Here is a 19137-nt window from a genome sequence, read left to right on the forward strand (position 1 = left end):
CGGGCACCTGTGGTCAGGCGGGGTTGCGCGCCACGAAATCGATGAGGGCTGACATGCCGCTGTGGCCGCGTCCCTCCTGCACCTCCCGCTCATAGGCGCGGTTCTCCAGGATGTCCCAGCCTACGAAATCAGCGGCCAGCTGATCCTCGGTGTACATGTTCTCGGCAAAGGGCGGCCCGCCGGTGCCGAACTCAAGCTGTTTCGGCGTATAGCCATGCAGCAGCAGCACACCGCCGGGTTTCAGGCTGCGTTTCATGCCTTCGAATTGCACCTTGCGATCCTTGGGGCCGACGAACTGGATGAAAATGCCGACCACCAAATCATAGGCATCCTCAGGCCAGTCATGGGTGAGGATATCAACGTTTTGGAAATCCACCGTGACGCCACGCTCTGCCGCCAGATCACGGGCGCGGGCAATGGCGGTGGGGGCGAACTCATAGGCGGTCGTCTCAAGCCCCCGCTGCGCCATGTAGACGGAATTGCGCCCCTCGCCATCGGCCACCGACAGGGCCGTCTGGCCCGGCGTCAGATAGGTGGCATGTTCGGTCAGGAACCGGGCTGGTTCGGTCCCGAACACATAGTCATCGGAGTTTGCAAATCGTTCTTCCCACATGTCGGCTCGTCCTGATCGCATGGCTGTTTATCAGGGGCGACAATGACAACGCCCCCAGCGCAGTCAAGCACCAGGGGCGGAATAAAAAGGCGGAATTCAGCCCAGATCGAGCCGGTCCGTCAGGGCCGCAAGATCATTTCTGCGGCAGCGGGCCGATCATCATGATCATCTGACGGCCTTCCATCTTCGGCATGTTTTCGATCTTGCCGATATCTTTGACGTCTTCGGCCACACGCTCCAGCAACTCACGGCCGAGGTTCTGGTGCGCCATCTCGCGCCCGCGGAAACGCAGGGTGATCTTCACCTTGTCACCGTTTTCGAGGAATTTGAAAACGTTGCGCATTTTTACGCTGTAGTCATTGGTGTCCGTGTTCGGGCGGAACTTGACCTCTTTGACCTCGATGATCTTCTGCTTTTTACGGGCTTCGCTTTCGCGTTTCTGTTGCTCGTATTTGAACTTGCCGAAGTCCATGATCTTGCAGACCGGCGGATTGGCGTTCGGCGAGATCTCCACAAGGTCCAGACCCGCTTCCGCTGCCATCTCCATCGCCTTGGCCGGATGGACAACGCCAACGTTCTCCCCTTCGGCGCCAATCAGGCGGATTTCGGGGGCGCGGATTTTTTCGTTCGTGCGCGGGCCGGTATCACGTGGCGGCGGCGCGTTATGAGGTCTGCGGGCTATGGGTTCAATCCTTTGATGGTTGCCAATTTTCGAGCATGAAATCTAAACCGGGGCGCTGCGTCTTTCAAGCGGGAACCGATGCGGGCCTTCGTGAAAAGAGGCGATTGTCACCGCAGAACCGGCGCAGCGTTCCCGCAGCCGGGGCCGGGGGCAGGCAGGCACCGGTGCCCGGTGGGCTGGGCGGCAGTTGGTCAGGTGCGATCGGCATTCGATTCGGGGGGTGGGTGTCAGGGGGAAAGCGTTCCGGTTTCCGGCGCAGGCAAAGCCCCGCCAATCGTCCGGGATCCGGTCGGCGGCGGCTGGCCGATGACGCGTCCGGCGGTTTTTGCCCCTTGTGGCGGGCGCTGCGGGACGTCAGCTAGCCGGTATCGAATGTCGCAAGAACACGCGCCGGTCTGCCTGTCGCCAGACAGGTTCCGGCCAGAACAAAGGAGAGACATCATGAAACCCGTTATTGTTGCCGTAGCAGCCGGGGTGGTGGCGATTGGCGCTTACTATGCCTTTTCCGTCCAGACCGAAGACAGTGTGATCAGTAACGCGCCGGCCAACACGGATGCCCCCGCAGCCGTGACAGAGCCTGCACCTGAGGCAGAACCTGCACCGGTGGTCGAGGAAAGCACCGAGGCAGAGGCCCCCAAGACAGTGGCAGAGCAGGCCGAAGAGGCTGCTGAAGCGGTTGAGAGTGCCGTAGAGGAGACCGTTGACGGGGCCGCAACCGATGCCGAGGCCGCTGTGGAGGGCGCTGCAGATGCCGCAGAGACCGCTGCAGCTGCTGCAGTGGAGGCGGCAGAGGATGTTGTCGAACAGGCGGATGAGGCTGTCCGCGACGCGGTTGAGAGCGCAACCCAGGCCGCGACAGACGCGGCGGGCAGTGCCACGGACCCCGCGGGGGAGCAGGCCGCAGATCAGGCCATGTCAGAGGCGCTGACGCTGGAAGGCTTTGATTACGAAACGGTCACCACGATGATCGCCGACTCGGATCTGTCGCAGACCCAGAAAACCGTTCTGACCTCGGCGCTGGATGCGGCAAAGGACAGCCCGGCGATGCTGAAGGCGGCGCTGGATCAGGTGAAGGCCGCGCTGAACCTGTAATTCCTACGCTGGAGTGCAGCGGCGGGATAACCCACTGGTACAAAAGAAAAGCCGCGCCGCCCGTATCCGGGTGGCGCGGCCTTCTTATGTCTGGTCATTGGCGGCTTGCGCCAAAGCAAATGCCTCAGTCGAGGAAGGCCTTTTCCACCACATATTGCGCGGGCTTGGAATTGGCGCCTTCTTCAAGGCCGGCCGCTTCCAGCATGTCCTTCAGTTCCAGGTTGAAGGCCAGGTTGCCGCAGATCATCGCCCGGTCGCTCTCGGGGTTGAGCGGCTCCACACCCAGATCCTTGTAGGCTTCGCCCGAGTTGATCAGGTCGGTGATCCGGCCCATCTTGGCGCTCTCTTCCCGGGTGGTGGTGGGGTAGTATTTGATCTTCTTCCAGAAGCCCTCACCGATCACCTCATTCAGGAGCTCGTCGTCCTTCAGGCTTTCGATCAGTTCCCGGCCATAGGTCAGCTCGCCTGCGGTGCGGCAGGTGTGGGTGATGATGACCTCGTCGTAATCCTCGTAGGTCTGCGGCTCGCGCAGCAGCGAGGCGAAGGGTGCAAAGCCGGTGCCGGTGGCGAAGAACCAGATCCGTTTGCCGGGCAGCAACGCATCGTGCACCAGGGTGCCAACGGGTTTGGGCCGCAGGATGATCTGATCGCCTTCTTTGATGTGCTGCAGTTTCGAGGTCAGCGGACCGTCCTGCACCTTGATCGAGTAGAACTCCAGTTCCTCATCCCATGAGGGCGAGGCGATGGAATAGGCACGAAGCAGCGGCTTCTGCTTGCCGGTCTTGGGGTCGGGATCGCCCATCAGGCCGATCATCACGAACTCGCCCGAGCGGAAGCGCAGCGACGCAGGCCGCGATACCCGGAAGGAAAACAGGCGGTCTGTCCAGTGCTTGACCGCGGTCACGGTCTGGGCGTCCGGCAGGGTCGGGGTCGCCTTGGCGGGCTTGGCTTCGGAGGCAGTGTCGGTCACGGCGGTCATCTCGTTCATCGGTTTCACTGCCGGTCTGTTAGACCGGCACCTCTGATTAATCGTTGATTCAGGTCAGGAAAAGCTTTGTTTTTCCCGAATTGCGGTTTGTGGGGGTGTCAGACGCGGATCGCGCCCGCTTCAGCGGGCGGCGCGGCCGCGTCCCAGACGTGCCTGATAGTCGTGCGCCTGCCAATTGGCCCGGGCCAGCCACTGGTCCTCGGGCTGGCGGGCGGCCAGATCATCATCGATTTCGACCTCGTCAAAGCCGCTGCGCCGCGCCATGGCGTATTGATCCGCCAGCACGTGACCATAAGCCCGGAGCCGCCCGGTATAACCCATCTGCCGCAATTGCCGCGCCAGGGTGAAGCCGCGACCGTCGGCAAAGCTGGGGAAATGAATACGGATCATCTCGCAGCCGGGGATGCGGTTCGACAAGGGTGCCAGATCCGCATCGGGCTGCAGGTCCAGCGCGTTTTCACCTTCGTAGCCGGCCTGCCAGCTGTCGGGGCCAAATCCGGTGTCGGTCACAATTACAGTCATTTGGGGTCAGCTCCTTTGCGGGTGAGTTTGCCATCCACGATGTGGATGCCGCATTCTTCCTTGTTCTGATCGCGCCAGCGTCCGGCGCGGGGGTCTTCGCCTTCTGCCACCTTCGAGGTGCAGGGGGCGCAGCCGATCGACGGGTAGCCCTGCGCCACCAGCGGATGGCGCGGCAGGCGGTTTTCTTCCATATAGGCGCGCACGTCCTCGGGTGCCCAATGGGCCAGCGGGTTCACCTTGATGCGTCCGGTGCCGTCCTCGACCTCGAAAAAGTCGAGCGCGGCGCGGCTGCCGGACTGGAACCGTTTGCGTCCGGTGATCCAGCCATCATAGCCCGACAGTGCGTTTTGCAGTGGCACGGTCTTGCGCAGGTGGCAGCAGGCGTCGGTGTCCGAGAACCGCAAGGCGCCATAGGGGTCCTTTTCGGCGATGTCCTTGGCGCGGATGACCTGCACGTTGCGCAGGCCAAGGCGCTCGCTCACCTCCTGCTGATAGACCAGCGTTTCGGTGAACAGCAGCTCGGTATCCACGAACAGCACCGGCACGGCGGGATCGATCACCGCCGCCATATGCAGCAGCACAACCGATTCAGCGCCAAAGCTGGACACCAGGGCGATCTGCCCGGCATCCTGCAGGGCGCCCTGCATCACGGCGGTAGCCGAATGGTGCCGGTAGCGGGCATTCAGCATCTCCACCTTTCCCGCCAGGGCGGTGTCCGGTGCAGCCCCATTGGGGCTGCTCTCTGCGAGCTTCAGCATCGCTCTAGGCCACCTTTTTGCGGGCTTCGGGATAAAGCACGGCTTTGAAGGGCTCCATTCCGACGCGGCGGTAGGTCTCGATGAAGGTCTCGCCTTCATCGGTCCGCAGCTCCAGATAGGCGCCGATCAGACGCTCGACCGCCGGAACGATCTCGTCATAGGCGAAACCGGGGCCGGTGCGGGTGCCGATGGCCGCCGTTTCGGTGGCATCACCGCCCAGGGTGATCTGGTAGTTCTCCACCCCGGCGCGATCCAGCCCCAGAATGCCGATATGGCCCACGTGGTGGTGGCCGCAGGCATTGATGCAGCCCGAGATCTTGATCTGCAGGTGCCCCACGTCGTGCTCCAGCTTCAGCTCTTCGAACCGGGTTGCGATATCCTGCGCAACCGGGATCGAGCGGGCGGTGGCCAGGGCGCAGTAATCCATGCCGGGGCAGGCGATGATATCCGAGATCAGCCCGATGTTGGCGGTGGCAAGGCCGACCTCTTTCAGGCGGGCGTGAATCGCGGGCAGGTCCGATTTCAGAACATGCGGCAGGATCACGTTCTGCTGGTGGCTGATGCGCAGCTCGTCATAGCCGAATTCCTGCGCCAGATCCGCCATCACGCGCATCTGTTCGGCGGTGGCATCGCCGGGGGTGGCGCCATGCGCCTTGACCGAGATGGTGACGATGGCGTGGTCTTCGTTGCGATGCGCCGACAGGTTGGTGTCGGCCCAGGCGCGGAACACCGGATCGCTGTCATAGGCGGCATCATAGGCCGCAGTGTCGCCGCTGCGCAGGGCGGGGGGCGTAAAATGCGCCTTGATCTCTTCCAGCAGCTCCTGATCGGCGCCGTTGAACTGGGCGCGACGCTCGATAAAACGCTCTTCAACCAGGTCGCGGATCTTGTCGATGCCGTTTTCCTGCACGGTGATCTTGATCCGGGCCTTGTATTTGTTGTCGCGCCGACCCAGCAGGTTGTAGACGCTCAGCACCGCCTCAAGATAGGGCAGCAGGTCCGCCTTGGGCAGGAACTCCCGCAGCACCTTGCCGATCATTGGCGTACGGCCAAGGCCACCGCCCACGATCACCTCGAACCCGGTCTCGCCTTCGCGGGAGACCATGCGCAACCCGATGTCATGGGCTCGGGTCACGGCGCGGTCCTCTTCGGCGCCAGTCACCGCGATCTTGAACTTGCGCCCCAGGAACTGGAACTCCGGGTGGTCGGTGGACCATTGCCGTATCAACTCGGCATAGGGGCGCGGATCTTCCAGTTCACCCTTGGCGGCGGCGGCAAAATGGTCCGAGGTCACGTTGCGTACGGTGTTGCCCGAGGTCTGGATCGCGTGCAGGCCCACTTCGGCCAGCGCGTCCAGCATGTCCGGCACGTCCTTCAGGGTCGGCCAGTTGTACTGGATGTTCTGACGGGTGGTGAAATGGCCATAACCCTTGTCCCACTTTTCGGCCAACAGCGCGAGCTGGCGCATCTGGGCGCTGCTGAGCGTGCCATAGGGGATTGCAACCCGCAGCATATAGGCGTGCAGCTGCAGATACAGCCCGTTCATCAGGCGCAGGGGTTTGAACTCGTCCTCGGTCAGGCTGCCGTCGATGCGGCGCTCTACCTGGGCACGGAACTGGGCGTTGCGTTCAGCCAGAAAAGCGGCGTCAAAGTCGTTATACTTATACATTGGAGAGAGCCTCCTGTTTGCCATGGGCGTAGTTCGAGGGACCGGTGCGGCGGAATTCTTCGCGGAAGTGGACAGGTTCGGGGCCATCCGTGCCGGGTTTGGCATCGGTCAGGTAGATGCCGACAACGTTGAGGGCATCGCGTTCGGCGGCCAGCAGGCGCAGCTGCGCCTCGGCCTCGTCGGTGATCAGCTCGGCCTCGCTCAGCGAGCGGCTCCAGCTATCCTTGGCGGTGTAATAGATCACGTCGCCCTCAAGGAGGTCATTCGCGGTGATCACTTTGGGCGTAAAGGGACGGGGCATCAGGCGAGCTCCATATTCAGATTGGAGGTAAGGTCAGAGGCGAGGTCGGGCAGGGCGGCGAGGCTTTGACGCGGCGCCAGCCCGAGGAAGGTAAGGGCCGGGCCGGACAGACCTGCCGCAGCCAGATCGGCAGGCAGCCGGTCCAGCGTTGTTTCTAGAACGCGCTGGTTGGCGCGGGAGGCATGTTCGACGATGGTCACCGGCGTGGCCCGGTCCGCGCCGTGCATGATCAAACGGCCCTGCACGAAACGCGCGGATTTCTTGCCCATATAGATCGCGGCCACCTCTCCGGGGCGCGCCAAGGCGGCCCAGTCGTGATCGGCAAAACCGCGCATGTCGTGCCCGGTGAGGAACCGCACCGAGGAATTGCGCCCGCGTTGCGTCAGGCTCTGACCGATGGCGGCGACAGCAGCAGAGGCGGCGGTGATGCCGGGCAGGATCTGATAGCCGATCCCGGCAGCGTCGCAGGCGGACAGCTCTTCGTCGAGGCGGCCAAAGACGGTGGGATCGCCGGATTTGAGCCGCAGCACCTTGCGGCCCGCACGGGCATGGGCCACCAGACGGTCACAGATCTCCTCTTGCGACATGGAGGGGCCAAAGCCCTCCTTGCCGACATCCTCCAGCGCGATGCCGGGGGCGGCAAGGGCCATGATCTCGGGGCTGACCAGACGGTCGAACAGGATCACATCCGCGGCCTGCATCGCTTTCAGCACCTTCAGAGTCAGCAGATCGGGATCGCCCGGACCAGAGCCGGCAAAGGCAATCTGACCCGGCGCGGGGCAGCACATGCCATCTGCGCGCTGAGAGCTGGCAGAAGGAATGATCGGGGCAAAGCTGGACATGTGGCGCCTCATTTCTGGTGTTTGACTTGACCTTCAATATAGGAAATATTCCCGTTTAAGCGCCATACGTCCGCCCAAATAAGGACATCTGTTCCGCGTGGTTCGGGGCTTGGTGACCAAGGTTTCGATGCAGAGGGAAAATTAGAATGACAGTGCGGATTGATGCCACGGATCGGAAAATCCTGGCGGAGCTGCAACGCGACGCCAGCCAGTCGCTGGATGAAATCGCCAAGCAGGTGGGCAGCTCAAAGACCCCGGTCTGGAATCGCATCCGCAAGCTGCGCGAGGCCGGGGTGATTGGCCGCCAGACCGTGATCTTGGACGCCGAGGCGCTGGGGTTTGAGGCTTGTTTCTTCGTGCTCATCCGAACCTCGGAGCACGAGGCGGAATGGCAGGCATCCTTCCTGCAGGCGCTGCGCGACCGCCCCGAGGTGCAGGAGGCGCACCGGCTGGCCGGCGATATCGATTATATTCTGAAGGTGCGGGTGAAGAACGCGCGGGCCTATGACAAATTCTATCAGGCGCTGATTTCTGAGGTACGGGTGCACAATGTGACCGCGCTCCTGTCGATGGAGGAAATCAAATCGACCACGCTGCTGCCGCTGGAGCCAGCGGAGTAGGGGAAGTGGAGGGCGGCGCCGGGTGGCGCCGACCATCAGCGGCTCACCATCAGCCGGGTGAGGCCATGAAAATGGTAGCTGTCTGAATACTCGGGTTTTTCTGCCAGACGCAGATCGGGGCAGCGCTGGAACAGGATGGGCAGCGCGATGCGCATTTCCAGCCGTGCCAGCGGCGCGCCGACGCAGAAATGCAGTCCGCCCCCAAAGGACGTGTTGGTCTTGGCCGGACGGCTGGGGTTAAAGACCTCTGGATCATCAAGCACTGCCGGGTCGCGGTTGGCCGCACCCAGAAGCAGCGCCACCTGATCGCCGCGCTGGAAGGTATGGCCGAAGACCTCGGCCTCTTCATAGGCATAACGGGTGAACATATGCAGCGGCGGATCATAGCGCAGGATTTCCTCGACCAGTTGGTCGATCCCGTCCTCGGTCAGCCAGGCCGGATCCCAGCCCTGTTCCAGCATCGTCTTCACCCCGTTGCCAAGGGCGTGCACTGTTGCTTCGTGCCCCGCGTTCAGCAGCAGGATGCAGGTGCCGATCAGCTCATCCGTGGTCAGGCTGTCCCCGGCCTCCTCGGCGGCAATCAGGCGGGTGATCAGATCATCCTGCGGATCGCTGCGGCGTTGGTCGATATAGCTGCGCAGATAATCGGAAAAGGCGGCAGATGCCTCGGCTGCGGAATGCTCGGTCTCTTCCGTGCGCCCGGCCTGATACATGGCCACCATCCGGTGCGACCAATCCAGAAGCTGCGGCGCCATCTCTTCAGGCACACCCAGCAGGCGGCAGATGGTCACGATCGGAACCTGCGTGCAATAAGCCTGCAACAGATCAAAGGGCTGATCCGGAAAGGCATCGATCAGATCGTGGCATAGCTGCGCGATATCCGCCTCCAGCGCCGCAATCGCGCGCGAGGTGAAGGCCCGCATCACCAGCTTGCGCAGGCGGGTGTGGCGCGGCGGCTCGGCGTCCAGCAGCGAATGAGCCTCGACAGCCAGAAACGGCGCCAGATGGGCCGGGCCGGGCGCGGCCATCTCGGCCGGGATTTCCCGCCCGAAGCGGCGGTCCCGCAGCAGCATGTGAACGGCCGATTTGCGAAAGGCTGCCACCATGTCGTAGTCCTGCCAATAGTGCAGGGCGCCCGCGTCGCGGGCCTTGGCGTAGAACGGATAGGGATCTTGCACAAAGGCCGGATCGGTCGGAGGCTGATGCAGTGTTTTCATGCGGCGACTTTTGCCATGGCGGCTGGTCAATGCAAGGTGAGTTTCATAGTCTGGCCTGCATGAGGCAGTATCAATGATCAAACAAACCATGTGGCAGCGCTGGGGCCTATTGCTGGGATTTGCATGTGCAGTCGCAGGGCTGGCGGCTGCGGTCTGGATCTATGGGTACCGGCAGGCGCTGGACTCGCTGGCAGAGCGCAGCGCGGCGGATCTGGCATTGGCGTCGGATCGGGTCAGCACGCAGTTGCAGATCTATCAGGAACTGGCTGTTCTGACGGCGGATCATCCGGTGCTGGACGGGCTGGATACGGCGGCGGGGCAGCAAGAGGCAGCACGGCGTCTGCGCGAGGTGGCGGACAAGACGGCGGCGCTCGACGTGTTCTATGCAGACCGTTCGGGGCGGGTTCTGGCCTTTGCCGAAGGGGTCGCCGGAGGCTCGGTGGCCGATCAACCCTATTTCAAACGTGCCATGCAGGGCGCGCTTGGCACCGGTCAGGCGGTGCTGCTGCCCGAAGGACGGCGAGCCTATTTCTATGCCGCACCCAGTTTCGCACCCGGCGGCGGCGTGCTGGGGGCGCTGGTGGTCGTGGCCGATGTGCAGGATGTGGAGCAGACCTGGCGCGGTTCCCTGCCGGCGGTCTTTTTCACCAACCGCAACGAAGAGGTGTTTATCTCCAACCGGCCGGAATTGCTGTTCTGGCGCCGGACCGAACGGCTGCCGGGCAGCGCGGCCGAGGGAGGCGATCCGGTTTCCTTCGCGGTCGAAAACCACGGCGAGCATGAGGTTTGGGAGCTGTCCGGCAGTTCCTACCTGCCGCAGCAGGCGTTGCATTTGACAGTGGACCTGCCGGTCATCGGACTGCGTGGGGAGATCCTGGTGGATGTCGCCCCGGCGCGGCGCATCGCGGCCTTGCAGGCGGCGGCGCTGACGGCGGTGTGTCTTGCATTCGGTACGCTCCTGTTCCTCGCGACCGAGCGGCGCCGAACCCTGGCCCGGGCCAATGTCATTCTGGAAACCCGGGTCGAGGCCCGCACCCAGGCCCTGCAGGTGATCAACACCCAGCTGCGCCGCGAGGTGCACGAACGCGAAGAGGCTGAAGCGGCGCTGAAACAGGCGCAGGAGGATCTGGTTCAGGCCGGGAAACTCTCGGCGCTGGGGCAGATGTCTGCGGGCATCAGTCACGAGCTGAACCAGCCGCTGATGGCCATTCAGCAATATGCCGAAAACGGCGCCGCCTTTCTTGAGCGGGAAAAGCCAGAGCGCGCAGCGGAAAATCTGACCCGGATTTCCAGCATGGCCGAACGCATGGCGCGGATCATCAAGAACCTGCGGGCCTTTGCCCGCAACGAAAGCGAACCGATGGCGCGGGTTGATCTGGTGCAGGTGATCAATGCGGCGGTGGAACTGACTACGGCGCGGCTGGAAACGGACCATGTGGCGCTCCATTGGGCAGCGCCATCCGGTCCGGTCTACGCCTGGGGCGGCGAGGTGCGGCTGACGCAGGTTTTTGTAAACCTGATCAATAACGCCGCCGACGCCATGATGGAGCAGGACCAGCGGGCGATCCGCATCGCGCTGGAATGGCCGTCGCAGCAAACCGGCGCCCGGCTGCGCGTTCATGTCCGTGACATCGGCCCGGGCATCAAGGAGCCGGAAAAGATGTTTGAACCCTTCTATTCTACCAAGGCGGTGGGCAGCGCCGAGGGGCTTGGCCTTGGGCTGTCGATCTCTTACGGGTTGGTGCAAAGTTTCGGCGGCCACATCCGCGGCTGCAACAGCAGCGATGGTGCGGTCTTTACCGTCGAACTTGACCCCTGGAGCGAGGAAGAAGCTGCATGACCCGGCGGGTACTGCTCGTGGATGATGACGCGGCGGTGCGCGAGGCGCTGTCGCAGACGCTTGAGCTGAACGACCTGGAGGCGGTGACGGCTGGCTCTTTCGTGGCGGCCAAAGATCTAATCACGCCCGAATTCGACGGCGTGATCCTGTCGGACATTCGTATGCCGGGGCGGGACGGGTTTCACCTTTTGACCTACGCGCATGAGATCGACGCCGAACTGCCGGTGATCCTGTTGACCGGCGAAGGCGACATCCCGATGGCCGTGCGAGCGATGTCCGAGGGCGCCTTTGATTTTCTGGAAAAGCCCTGCGCCCCGGGGGATCTTCTTTCGGTGCTCGAGCGGGCGCGCAAGACCCGGGCACTGGTGCTGGAAAACAGACGCCTGAAACGCCAGCTGGAGGCGGGCGATCCGGCGGCGCGGATGCTTTTCGGCACCTCCCCGCAGGCAGAGCAGCTCAGGACGCGAGTGCGGGCGGTGGCGCCCACCGGAGCCGAGGTTCTGGTGACAGGTCCGGCGGGCAGTGGCGTTTCCAAGGTTGCCGAAGTCATCCACCTGATGTCGCCGCGGGCGCAGGGCGCCTTTGTGAAGCGACCCGCCGCCGGGATGACCATCGAAGCCTTTGATGCGCTGTGCCAGGATGCAGCGGGCGGGTCGTTGTTTCTGGATGAAATCCCGGCCATGGCCGACGCGGTGCAATACGCGGTTCTGGAACGGCTGGAGCAGGGCGTCGCCGCCCGGGTGATCGCAGGGACCACCAGCGATCTGGCGCAGCTGGCCACCAGCGGCGCCTTCAATGCTGACCTGTTTTATCGCTTGGATGGCATGCGGGTGCGCATTCCATCGCTGGCTGAACGGCCCGAGGACATCCCGGTTCTGTTCCGTCACTACGTGGCCCAAGCGGCCGAGCAGGCGGGCATCGCAGCGCCCGAGATCAGCCAGGAGCATCTGGCGATGCTGATGGCGCAGGACTGGCCTGGCAATGCCCGCTCACTGATGTCGGCGGCCATGCGGTTCGTGCTTGGCATGCCCGAGGAGGTCTCGGTCGGCTCTGGTCTGGGGCTGGCGGAACAGATGGCGCAAGTTGAGCGATCCTTGCTGATCGCGGCGCTGGGGCGCCAGAACGGGCGCGCTTCGGCGGCGGCGGCGGCGCTGAAGCTGCCGCGCAAGACCTTTTACGACAAACTGGCCCGATATGGCATCCGCCCCGAGGACTATCGCCGCGCCTCAGATGCGTGATTCCAGTGGTTGAAAAGATGGCGTTACGGCTGTGCGGAAATCCGCACACCTCGCGCTGATCCCTGTGCGAGTTTTCGCACAGCCTACAATTTAGGCGCCTGCGCCCGAGAACTGAGCGCCATGCATCTGTCTGAAAAGTTTATAAAAAAATCAAAATCAGCCGAATCACGACTCAATTCTTGAGCGGGGCAGTGCGATTCGCGATCCTTTCTGCGGGGCTTGTGCATTGCGCACAGGCTATGGAGAGAAATCTGGGAGGACTATTATGAAGTTCCTGACTGCTACCGCCGCCGCTCTGGCGATGACCGTATCCGCTGGTGCCGTTCAGGCGGCCTGTGACGAAGGCGAGATCGTCGTCAAGTTCAGCCATGTCACCAACACCGACAAGCACCCCAAGGGGATTGCCGCGACGCTGCTGGAAAAGCGTGTCAACGAAGAGATGAACGGCACCATGTGCCTTGAGGTCTATCCGAACTCGACCCTCTACAATGACAACAAGGTGCTCGAAGCGATGCTGCAGGGCGACGTGCAGCTGGCCGCGCCGTCGCTGTCCAAGTTCGAAAAATTCACCAAACAGTTCCGCCTGTTCGACCTGCCGTTCATGTTCAAGAACATCGATGCGGTTGACGCCTTCCAGGCGTCCGACAACGGTCAGGCGATGCTGGATTCGATGCAGCGCCGCGGCCTGCAGGGCCTGGCCTACTGGCACAATGGCATGAAGCAGATGTCGGCCAACAAACCGCTGGTCGAACCGACCGACGCCAATGGTCTGAAGTTCCGCGTGCAGTCCTCGGACGTGCTGGTGGCGCAGATGGAAGCGATCGGTGGCAGCCCGCAGAAAATGGCCTTCTCCGAAGTCTACGGCGCTCTGCAGCAGGGTGTTGTCGATGGTCAGGAAAACACCTGGTCCAACATCTACGGCAAGAAGTTCTTCGAAGTGCAGGACGGCATCACCGAAACCAACCACGGCATCATCGACTATCTGGTGGTGACCTCGGTGGACTGGCTGGACAGCCTGGAGCCGGAAGTACGCGACCAGTTCCTGACCATCCTGTCGGAAGTGACCGAAGCGCGGAACTCTGAATCGGCCAAGGTCAACGCCGCAGCCAAGCAGGCGATCATTGATGCCGGTGGCACCGTGCGTCAGCTTTCGGCCGAGCAGCGCCAGTCCTGGGTCGACACCATGAAACCCGTCTGGGCGCAGTTCGCCGGTGACGTGGGTCAGGACAAGATCGACGCCGCACAGGCGATCAACGCAGGCTTCTGATAGCCGCACCCCGGGGCGCGCCATCCAAGGATGAGTGCTGCGCCCCGCTTCGCAGGCGGCGTGGGGATCCGCCGCCTGCACCATTTTATCAACATAGCAGGGGAGACTGGCATGTCGGGGGCAAGAACCGGCCCGGCCGGGGTCATCAATACGCTGGAAGAAACGCTGATCGCGCTGCTGTTGGGGCTGATGACAGTGATCACCTTTGCCAATGTGGTGGCGCGTTTCGTGTTCAACTCCAATATCCTCTGGGCGCTGGAGCTGACGGTGTTCCTTTTTGCCTGGCTGGTGCTGCTGGGGGCGTCTTACGCGGTCAAGACGCATGCGCACCTAGGGGTGGATGCCATCGTCAACACGCTTGCGCCGCCTGCACGCCGCGTTGTGGGGCTGATCGCGGTTGGCGCCTGCCTGCTGTTTTCGCTGCTGTTGCTGAAAGGTGCCTATGATTACTGGGCGGTGTTTGCGGATCTGCCACCGACCTCGGGTCGCTGGTTCCCGACGGGGCTGGATATGAAGGCCCGCAGCCAAAGCTTTTACGAGGTGCAGGACGTGCCGATGGTGGGGATCTTCCGGTTTCTGGAGGATCTGATCAACTACGGCGATTCCTACGAAAAACTGCCCAAAGTGGTGCCGTATCTGATCCTGCCGCTGTCGATGCTGCTGCTTGTGATCCGCTTTGTGCAGGCTGCCCTGCGCATCTGGCGCGGTGAGGCTGACCGGCTGGTGGCCAGCCACGAGGTTGAGGACGAGTTGGACGAGGCCCGGGCCCGCGCCACCGGAGAAAAGACGGGGGGAGAAAACTGATGGACGTCGTTCTGCTTTTTGCCATGGTGGTTGGCCTGATGCTGATCGGCGTGCCGATCTCCGTCTCGCTGGGCCTCAGCTCCACCCTGTTTCTGCTGGTTTATTCGGACAGTTCGCTGGCCTCGGTCGCCGGTACATTGTTCGAAGCCTTCGAAGGCCATTTCACCCTCTTGGCCATTCCGTTTTTCATTCTCGCCTCGACCTTCATGTCGACCGGCGGTGTGGCGCAGCGGATCATCCGGTTCTCGATTGCCTGCGTCGGCCATTTTCAGGGCGGTCTGGCCATCGCTGGCGTCTTTGCCTGCATGATGTTCGCGGCGCTGTCCGGGTCTTCTCCGGCGACCGTGGTGGCCATCGGCTCGATCGTGATCGCAGCAATGCGCCAAGCGGGCTATTCCAAGGAGTTCGCCGCCGGTGTAATCTGCAACGCGGGTACGCTTGGCATCCTGATCCCGCCCTCCATCGTGATGGTCGTCTATGCGGCCTCGGTCGACGTTTCGGTCGGACGGATGTTCCTTGCCGGTATCATTCCGGGGCTTCTGGCCGGGGTGATGCTGATGGTGACGATCTACGTCATCGCCCGGATCAAGAACATGCCCAAGGGCGAATGGGCGGGCTGGGCCGAGGTCGGCGCCTCCTTCCGCGAGGCGTTCTGGGGCCTGTTCCTGATCGTGATCATCATGGTCGGTATCTATGGCTACCCGTGGTATTCGCCTGAACTGGGGCTTTACAAGGAAGGGGCGATCTTCACGCCGACCGAAGCCGCCGCCGTGGCATCCGTCTATGCTTTCCTGGTGGCAACCTTTGTCTACCGCGACATGGGACCGCTGGCGGGAACCGAGGTGCGCCCGCGCCGCACCGTCCTGCAGGCGCCGCTTGCGCTGCTGTCGGTCTGGTTCCACAAGGACACCAAACGGGCGCTGTTCGATGCGGGCAAGCTGACCGTGACGCTGATGTTCGTGATCGCCAACGCGCTGATCCTGAAACATGTACTAACCGACGAGCAGGTGCCGCAGCATATCGCCAATGCCATGCTGTCGGCGGGCTTTGGCCCGGTGATGTTCCTGATTGTTGTGAACGTGATCCTGCTGATCGGCGGTCAGTTCATGGAGCCGTCGGGCCTGTTGGTGATCGTTGCGCCGCTGGTGTTCCCGATCGCAATCGAACTGGGCATCGACCCGATCCATCTGGGCATCATCATGGTGGTCAACATGGAGATCGGCATGATCACTCCGCCGGTTGGCCTGAACCTCTTTGTCACTTCCGGGGTTGCGGGCATGCCGATGATGGCGGTGGTCCGGGCGGCCCTGCCGTTCCTGGCGGTGCTCTTCGTCTTCTTGATCATGGTGACCTATATCCCATGGCTCAGCACGATGATCCCGAACGCGCTGATGGGGCCGGAGATTATAACGAACTAGAGATTCACGAGTACCGAGTTGTGTAAGAGTTGGTACGAGTGAGGGCGCCCCGGTAGATCGGGGCGCCATTTTCGTCTGCGAGTCTAGAAGCAAAGGCCGTAAAAAAGCCCAGCTCTGCGTCAGAGCCGGGCTTGTCATTGATGTGTGAGGCCGCGCCTCTTGGTCAGGCGTTCTCCAGAGCCGAGATGATCGGAGAGAAATCCGCGGCGGTCAGGCTGGCGCCGCCAACAAGGGCGCCGTCCACGTTCGACACTGCAAAGATCTCGGCCGCATTGCCGGGTTTCACCGAGCCACCGTAAAGCAGGCGAATGCCTTCGGCGGTCTCGGCGCCAAAGCGGTTGGTCAGCTCGGCGCGCAGGAAATCGTGCACTTCGCCGATCTGCTCCAGAGTCGGGACCTTGCCGGTGCCGATGGCCCAGACCGGTTCATAAGCGACGACCAGTGTGGCGCCGCTGGCGCCCTCGGGCACCGAACCGGCAAGCTGCGTGCCGACGACCGACAGGGTCTTGCCTGCTTCGCGCTCTTCCAGGGTCTCGCCAAGGCAGACCACGGCCAGCAAACCGGCAGCAATGGCGGCTTCGGCCTTGGCAAGGACAATGGCGTCGGTTTCACCGTGATCGGCGCGCCGTTCAGAGTGGCCCAGGATCACTGCGCTTGCACCTGCATCCAGCAGCATCGCGGCGCTGAGATCGCCGGTGTGCGCGCCCGAGGCTGCGGCGTGGCAGTCCTGACCGCCGACTTGTACCGGTCCGCCGCGGGTGGTGTCCGCTGCGCGCGACAGCAGCGTTGCGGGCGGGCAGATCAGGATGTCGGTACCTTCTGGCGCCGGATGGCTTTGAGCCAGCGCAGCCAGCTCGGCCAGTTCTGCCCCGGTGCCGTTCATTTTCCAGTTTCCCGCCGCCAGTTTCCGCCGCATGTGTCGCTTCCCTTGTTGTTCTGTGGCGTGGTGGTAGCACCCCGCGTCAGAGGGAGCAATTGTGCAAGACGCCGCTGGCGTGGCCATTGGAAACACAAAAGGGCGACCGAAGCCGCCCCATGTAATGAATGCCGTAATCTAGGGTGATCAGTCGTCTGAGTTCAGGCGCCGGGCATATCCTTGAAGCTGATCGACTCGCCGCAGCCGCAGGCCTCGGCGACGTTGGGGTTGTTGAACTTGAACCCGCTTTCCAGCAGCGTGGTTTCATAGTCGATCTCGGTGCCAAACAGGAACATCTGTGCCATCGGTGCGATCATCACCCGGGCGCCGTCTTGTTCCACGACCTCGTCATTGGGATCGGCGTCATCGACGTATTCCATGGTGTATTCCATGCCGGCGCAGCCGCCTTTTTTCACGCCAATGCGCAGACCCGCGTGGCCCGCATTCTGCATCAGCTTTGAAATCTGCGCCGCAGCCTTCGGGGTGATGGTTACAGCCTGTTTGCCGGGGATACCGAACATGAAAGTCTCCAGTTTCGCGCGTTACCCTCAATCTAGGGTCCTGCGGCGGCAGGCTCAAGGGGGCGGCGGCAGATGCGATGCACAGGTGCCTGTGCGGTGGCGGTTTTTTTGTCTACAGTCCCATGCAGTTGGCGTAATAGGTCACCGTTGCGGGCCAGTCGGAAAAGACACCGGAGACGCCCACATCCTGTGCCAGAACATCCAGCACCTGATAATAGGCCGAGGCATCCGAGATCGCCGGTTTCACTGACCGGTAATACCAACCGCCGCCATTTGTCAGCGGCCCAGAGCGCTCCATCGACCAGGCGATGATCTTGAGCCCCGCCTCGCGCGCCTTGATGGCATAGGGGGAGGGCACGATCTTCCCGTCCTCCAGCGCCAGCAGCATCCAGATCGGCGGTGCGATATAGTTAACCCCCATATCTGCCAGCTCCTGCATGCTCGGCTTGAAACTCGCGGGGTTGGACGGATCCACCTTGCCTTCATCGGCATCGGATTTGGAATAGCGGTCATCGAGGTACACCGCCTGCGCGCCGAACTCTGGCTCGTTCTCTATCCAATATAGGACATCGCTGAGATCGAAACTTTGCAGCCAGACATCCGATGCTGGCACGCTCGCGGATTTGTACTCTTCCACCAGCTTCTGCGCGTAGTCTTCCTGCGTGAATCCGTTGAAGGGCATCTTTACCGCCGGTGCCTTCAACTCGGGCGTGAACTTGGCGCCAATGCTGCGGAACAGGGCGATGGACTCAGCGTGGGTCATGCTGCGCGCGCCATCGACATAGAGCGTGCTGCGCCATGGGGCGACGCCGCCCTGATAGGCTTCTGCGGTCTTCGCCGTCTTGTCGCGGCTGTCCATCTTGGGAGTCAGGCTGCGGAACTCTTCCAGCGTGATCTCCGAGGTGCGGCACTCGGCCTTGGCGTCCGCGCCGCCGCCTGCGGGGGTGAAGGGGGTGATGCAGGTGTCGGCCAGATCGCTGGTCAGGATATTGGTGGTGGTGTGAAGATCGTTCTGGGCGTGGCGGCAGACCAGTTCCAGATCCTTGGTAAAGGTCACGTCGCACTCAAGGATCCCGGCGCCCATCTGCGCGGCAGCCATGTTGCTTTCGACGGTGTGTTCGGGGAAGAGCAACGGTGCGCCGCGATGACCGATGGAGAATTCCGTGCGCTGCGGCACCTGCGCGGCGCAGGACTGCAGCCTCTCCTTCAGCGCGCCCGCGGGCAGTTTGTCGATCAGATAGGCCGGACGCGGACCATAGGTCAGGGCGGTTTCGGCGACAGCAGAAGTGGCGGCAAGCGACAGGAGCAGGCCGGGCAGGGTAAGGGCCGACAGGGAAAAGGAAAGACGCAAAGGGATTCTCCGGAAAAATCAGGTTTGAAACAAAAATCGCGGCGCCGGGTAACACCCGCGCCGCGATCCCATGAAACTATTGTGATGATGCACGGGGCAGGGATTACATGAACCCAAGTTCCAGGCGCGCCTCGTCCGACATCATCTCCATGCCCCAGGGCGGCTCCCAGGTTAGTTCGACATCGACGGATTTAACGCCGGGTACGGGCGAGATCGCATCGACGATCCATCCCGGCATCTCACCAGCGACGGGGCAGCCCGGCGCGGTCAGGGTCATGATGATCTTGACGTCATTTTCTTCGTTGATGTCGATGGTGTAGATCAGGCCCAGCTCGTAGATATTGACCGGGATTTCAGGGTCATAGACGCTACGGCATGCGTCTGCCACCGCATCGTAAAGCGGGTGGGAAACAGAAGACGGCGCGATCAGCGGCGCCCCTTCAAGAGGTTCGGAAGCGTTGGTCATATCGGTCCCTGA

The 19137-nt window shown here is 62.5% G+C and carries 20 protein-coding genes; 7 read left to right on the top strand and 13 right to left on the bottom strand.

What is annotated here, in order from left to right; genetic code table 11:
* Window positions 1-13: 13 nt before the first annotated feature.
* Both JL2886_RS17610 and infC read right to left on the bottom strand, forming a co-directional pair.
* Window positions 14-613, bottom strand: coding sequence for an SAM-dependent methyltransferase (locus JL2886_RS17610; protein WP_065273189.1), 600 nt, complete (start codon window positions 611-613; stop codon window positions 14-16).
* 133 nt (window positions 614-746) lie between these two features.
* Window positions 747-1295 carry a translation initiation factor IF-3 gene (gene infC, locus JL2886_RS17615; RefSeq protein ID WP_082996119.1) on the bottom strand — a complete coding sequence of 183 codons (549 nt, stop codon included), beginning with the start codon at window positions 1293-1295 and terminating at the stop codon, window positions 747-749.
* A 441-nt stretch (window positions 1296-1736) separates the two neighbouring features.
* Between infC and JL2886_RS17620 the strand changes: the two genes are divergently transcribed.
* Complete coding sequence (locus JL2886_RS17620) at window positions 1737-2387, top strand: hypothetical protein (RefSeq protein ID WP_065273191.1); 651 nt, start codon at window positions 1737-1739, stop codon at window positions 2385-2387.
* Between the two features lie 124 nt (window positions 2388-2511).
* On the opposite strand, the gene JL2886_RS17625 is transcribed toward JL2886_RS17620, so the two are convergent.
* From JL2886_RS17625 to cobA, 6 genes are all read right to left on the bottom strand, one after another.
* Window positions 2512-3375 carry a ferredoxin--NADP reductase gene (locus JL2886_RS17625; protein WP_065273192.1) on the bottom strand — a complete coding sequence of 288 codons (864 nt, stop codon included), beginning with the start codon at window positions 3373-3375 and terminating at the stop codon, window positions 2512-2514.
* Between the two features lie 120 nt (window positions 3376-3495).
* On the bottom strand, window positions 3496-3897 hold the full coding sequence (locus JL2886_RS17630; RefSeq protein WP_065273193.1) for a DUF934 domain-containing protein: 402 nt from the start codon (window positions 3895-3897) through the stop codon (window positions 3496-3498).
* On the bottom strand, window positions 3894-4655 hold the full coding sequence (locus tag JL2886_RS17635; RefSeq protein ID WP_065273194.1) for a phosphoadenylyl-sulfate reductase: 762 nt from the start codon (window positions 4653-4655) through the stop codon (window positions 3894-3896). The genes JL2886_RS17630 and JL2886_RS17635 overlap by 4 nt, the downstream gene beginning before the upstream one ends.
* A gap of 4 nt (window positions 4656-4659) precedes the next feature.
* Window positions 4660-6324, bottom strand: a complete 1665-nt coding sequence (locus tag JL2886_RS17640; RefSeq protein WP_065273195.1) for a nitrite/sulfite reductase — start codon at window positions 6322-6324, stop codon at window positions 4660-4662.
* Complete coding sequence (locus JL2886_RS17645) at window positions 6317-6625, bottom strand: DUF2849 domain-containing protein (RefSeq protein ID WP_065273196.1); 309 nt, start codon at window positions 6623-6625, stop codon at window positions 6317-6319. Before JL2886_RS17645 ends, JL2886_RS17640 begins: the two co-directional genes overlap by 8 nt.
* A complete protein-coding gene (gene cobA, locus JL2886_RS17650; RefSeq protein ID WP_065273800.1) occupies window positions 6625-7413 on the bottom strand; it encodes a uroporphyrinogen-III C-methyltransferase in 789 nt (262 codons plus the stop codon). Before cobA ends, JL2886_RS17645 begins: the two co-directional genes overlap by 1 nt.
* Before the next feature lie 200 nt (window positions 7414-7613).
* Between cobA and JL2886_RS17655 the strand changes: the two genes are divergently transcribed.
* Window positions 7614-8087 (top strand): Lrp/AsnC family transcriptional regulator, encoded by a 474-nt coding sequence (locus JL2886_RS17655; protein WP_065273197.1) that lies wholly within the window; start codon window positions 7614-7616, stop codon window positions 8085-8087.
* A 35-nt stretch (window positions 8088-8122) separates the two neighbouring features.
* Here the strand turns inward: JL2886_RS17655 and JL2886_RS17660 are convergent, their stop codons facing one another.
* Window positions 8123-9304, bottom strand: a complete 1182-nt coding sequence (locus JL2886_RS17660) for a cytochrome P450 (RefSeq protein WP_065273198.1) — start codon at window positions 9302-9304, stop codon at window positions 8123-8125.
* 73 nt (window positions 9305-9377) lie between these two features.
* Between JL2886_RS17660 and JL2886_RS17665 the strand changes: the two genes are divergently transcribed.
* The 5 genes from JL2886_RS17665 to JL2886_RS17685 all read left to right on the top strand — a co-directional run bounded on the left by JL2886_RS17665 (window position 9378) and on the right by JL2886_RS17685 (window position 15871).
* Window positions 9378-11144, top strand: coding sequence for an ATP-binding protein (locus JL2886_RS17665; protein ID WP_065273199.1), 1767 nt, complete (start codon window positions 9378-9380; stop codon window positions 11142-11144).
* Window positions 11141-12382, top strand: coding sequence for a sigma-54-dependent transcriptional regulator (locus tag JL2886_RS17670; RefSeq protein ID WP_065273200.1), 1242 nt, complete (start codon window positions 11141-11143; stop codon window positions 12380-12382). The genes JL2886_RS17665 and JL2886_RS17670 overlap by 4 nt, the downstream gene beginning before the upstream one ends.
* Window positions 12383-12647: 265 nt before the next feature.
* On the top strand, window positions 12648-13649 hold the full coding sequence (locus JL2886_RS17675; protein WP_065273201.1) for a DctP family TRAP transporter solute-binding subunit: 1002 nt from the start codon (window positions 12648-12650) through the stop codon (window positions 13647-13649).
* Window positions 13650-13760: 111 nt separating this feature from the next.
* The gene (locus JL2886_RS17680; RefSeq protein WP_065273801.1) at window positions 13761-14453 is read left to right on the top strand and encodes a TRAP transporter small permease; all 693 of its coding nucleotides are present in this window, start codon (window positions 13761-13763) and stop codon (window positions 14451-14453) included.
* Window positions 14453-15871: a TRAP transporter large permease gene (locus tag JL2886_RS17685; RefSeq protein WP_065273202.1), complete on the top strand. Its 1419-nt coding sequence runs from the start codon at window positions 14453-14455 to the stop codon at window positions 15869-15871. The genes JL2886_RS17680 and JL2886_RS17685 overlap by 1 nt, the downstream gene beginning before the upstream one ends.
* A gap of 163 nt (window positions 15872-16034) precedes the next feature.
* On the opposite strand, the gene tpiA is transcribed toward JL2886_RS17685, so the two are convergent.
* From tpiA to JL2886_RS17705, 4 genes are all read right to left on the bottom strand, one after another.
* The gene (gene tpiA, locus JL2886_RS17690) at window positions 16035-16787 is read right to left on the bottom strand and encodes a triose-phosphate isomerase (RefSeq protein WP_065273203.1); all 753 of its coding nucleotides are present in this window, start codon (window positions 16785-16787) and stop codon (window positions 16035-16037) included.
* 161 nt (window positions 16788-16948) lie between these two features.
* The gene (locus JL2886_RS17695) at window positions 16949-17308 is read right to left on the bottom strand and encodes a HesB/IscA family protein (protein WP_065273204.1); all 360 of its coding nucleotides are present in this window, start codon (window positions 17306-17308) and stop codon (window positions 16949-16951) included.
* A 112-nt stretch (window positions 17309-17420) separates the two neighbouring features.
* The gene (locus JL2886_RS17700; RefSeq protein WP_237028396.1) at window positions 17421-18659 is read right to left on the bottom strand and encodes a glycerophosphodiester phosphodiesterase family protein; all 1239 of its coding nucleotides are present in this window, start codon (window positions 18657-18659) and stop codon (window positions 17421-17423) included.
* A 103-nt stretch (window positions 18660-18762) separates the two neighbouring features.
* Window positions 18763-19125 carry an SUF system Fe-S cluster assembly protein gene (locus JL2886_RS17705; protein WP_065273205.1) on the bottom strand — a complete coding sequence of 121 codons (363 nt, stop codon included), beginning with the start codon at window positions 19123-19125 and terminating at the stop codon, window positions 18763-18765.
* Window positions 19126-19137: the final 12 nt, after the last annotated feature.

The sequence above is a fragment of the Phaeobacter gallaeciensis genome (assembly GCF_001678945.1).
Classification (GTDB): Bacteria; Pseudomonadota; Alphaproteobacteria; order Rhodobacterales; family Rhodobacteraceae; genus Phycobacter; species Phycobacter gallaeciensis_A.

Coding starts and splice junctions, on each gene's coding strand:
- JL2886_RS17655 (WP_065273197.1), top strand. CDS start 7,614: ATGACAGTGCGGATTGATGCCACGGATCGGAAAATCCTGGCGGAGCTG.
- JL2886_RS17645 (WP_065273196.1), bottom strand. CDS start 6,625: ATGCCCCGTCCCTTTACGCCCAAAGTGATCACCGCGAATGACCTCCTT.
- JL2886_RS17675 (WP_065273201.1), top strand. CDS start 12,648: ATGAAGTTCCTGACTGCTACCGCCGCCGCTCTGGCGATGACCGTATCC.
- cobA (WP_065273800.1), bottom strand. CDS start 7,413: ATGTGCTGCCCCGCGCCGGGTCAGATTGCCTTTGCCGGCTCTGGTCCG.
- JL2886_RS17685 (WP_065273202.1), top strand. CDS start 14,453: ATGGACGTCGTTCTGCTTTTTGCCATGGTGGTTGGCCTGATGCTGATC.
- JL2886_RS17705 (WP_065273205.1), bottom strand. CDS start 19,125: ATGACCAACGCTTCCGAACCTCTTGAAGGGGCGCCGCTGATCGCGCCG.
- tpiA (WP_065273203.1), bottom strand. CDS start 16,787: ATGCGGCGGAAACTGGCGGCGGGAAACTGGAAAATGAACGGCACCGGG.
- JL2886_RS17680 (WP_065273801.1), top strand. CDS start 13,761: ATGTCGGGGGCAAGAACCGGCCCGGCCGGGGTCATCAATACGCTGGAA.
- JL2886_RS17620 (WP_065273191.1), top strand. CDS start 1,737: ATGAAACCCGTTATTGTTGCCGTAGCAGCCGGGGTGGTGGCGATTGGC.
- JL2886_RS17635 (WP_065273194.1), bottom strand. CDS start 4,655: ATGCTGAAGCTCGCAGAGAGCAGCCCCAATGGGGCTGCACCGGACACC.
- JL2886_RS17660 (WP_065273198.1), bottom strand. CDS start 9,304: ATGAAAACACTGCATCAGCCTCCGACCGATCCGGCCTTTGTGCAAGAT.
- JL2886_RS17695 (WP_065273204.1), bottom strand. CDS start 17,308: ATGTTCGGTATCCCCGGCAAACAGGCTGTAACCATCACCCCGAAGGCT.
- JL2886_RS17630 (WP_065273193.1), bottom strand. CDS start 3,897: ATGACTGTAATTGTGACCGACACCGGATTTGGCCCCGACAGCTGGCAG.
- JL2886_RS17625 (WP_065273192.1), bottom strand. CDS start 3,375: ATGAACGAGATGACCGCCGTGACCGACACTGCCTCCGAAGCCAAGCCC.
- JL2886_RS17670 (WP_065273200.1), top strand. CDS start 11,141: ATGACCCGGCGGGTACTGCTCGTGGATGATGACGCGGCGGTGCGCGAG.
- JL2886_RS17640 (WP_065273195.1), bottom strand. CDS start 6,324: ATGTATAAGTATAACGACTTTGACGCCGCTTTTCTGGCTGAACGCAAC.
- JL2886_RS17665 (WP_065273199.1), top strand. CDS start 9,378: ATGATCAAACAAACCATGTGGCAGCGCTGGGGCCTATTGCTGGGATTT.
- JL2886_RS17610 (WP_065273189.1), bottom strand. CDS start 613: ATGTGGGAAGAACGATTTGCAAACTCCGATGACTATGTGTTCGGGACC.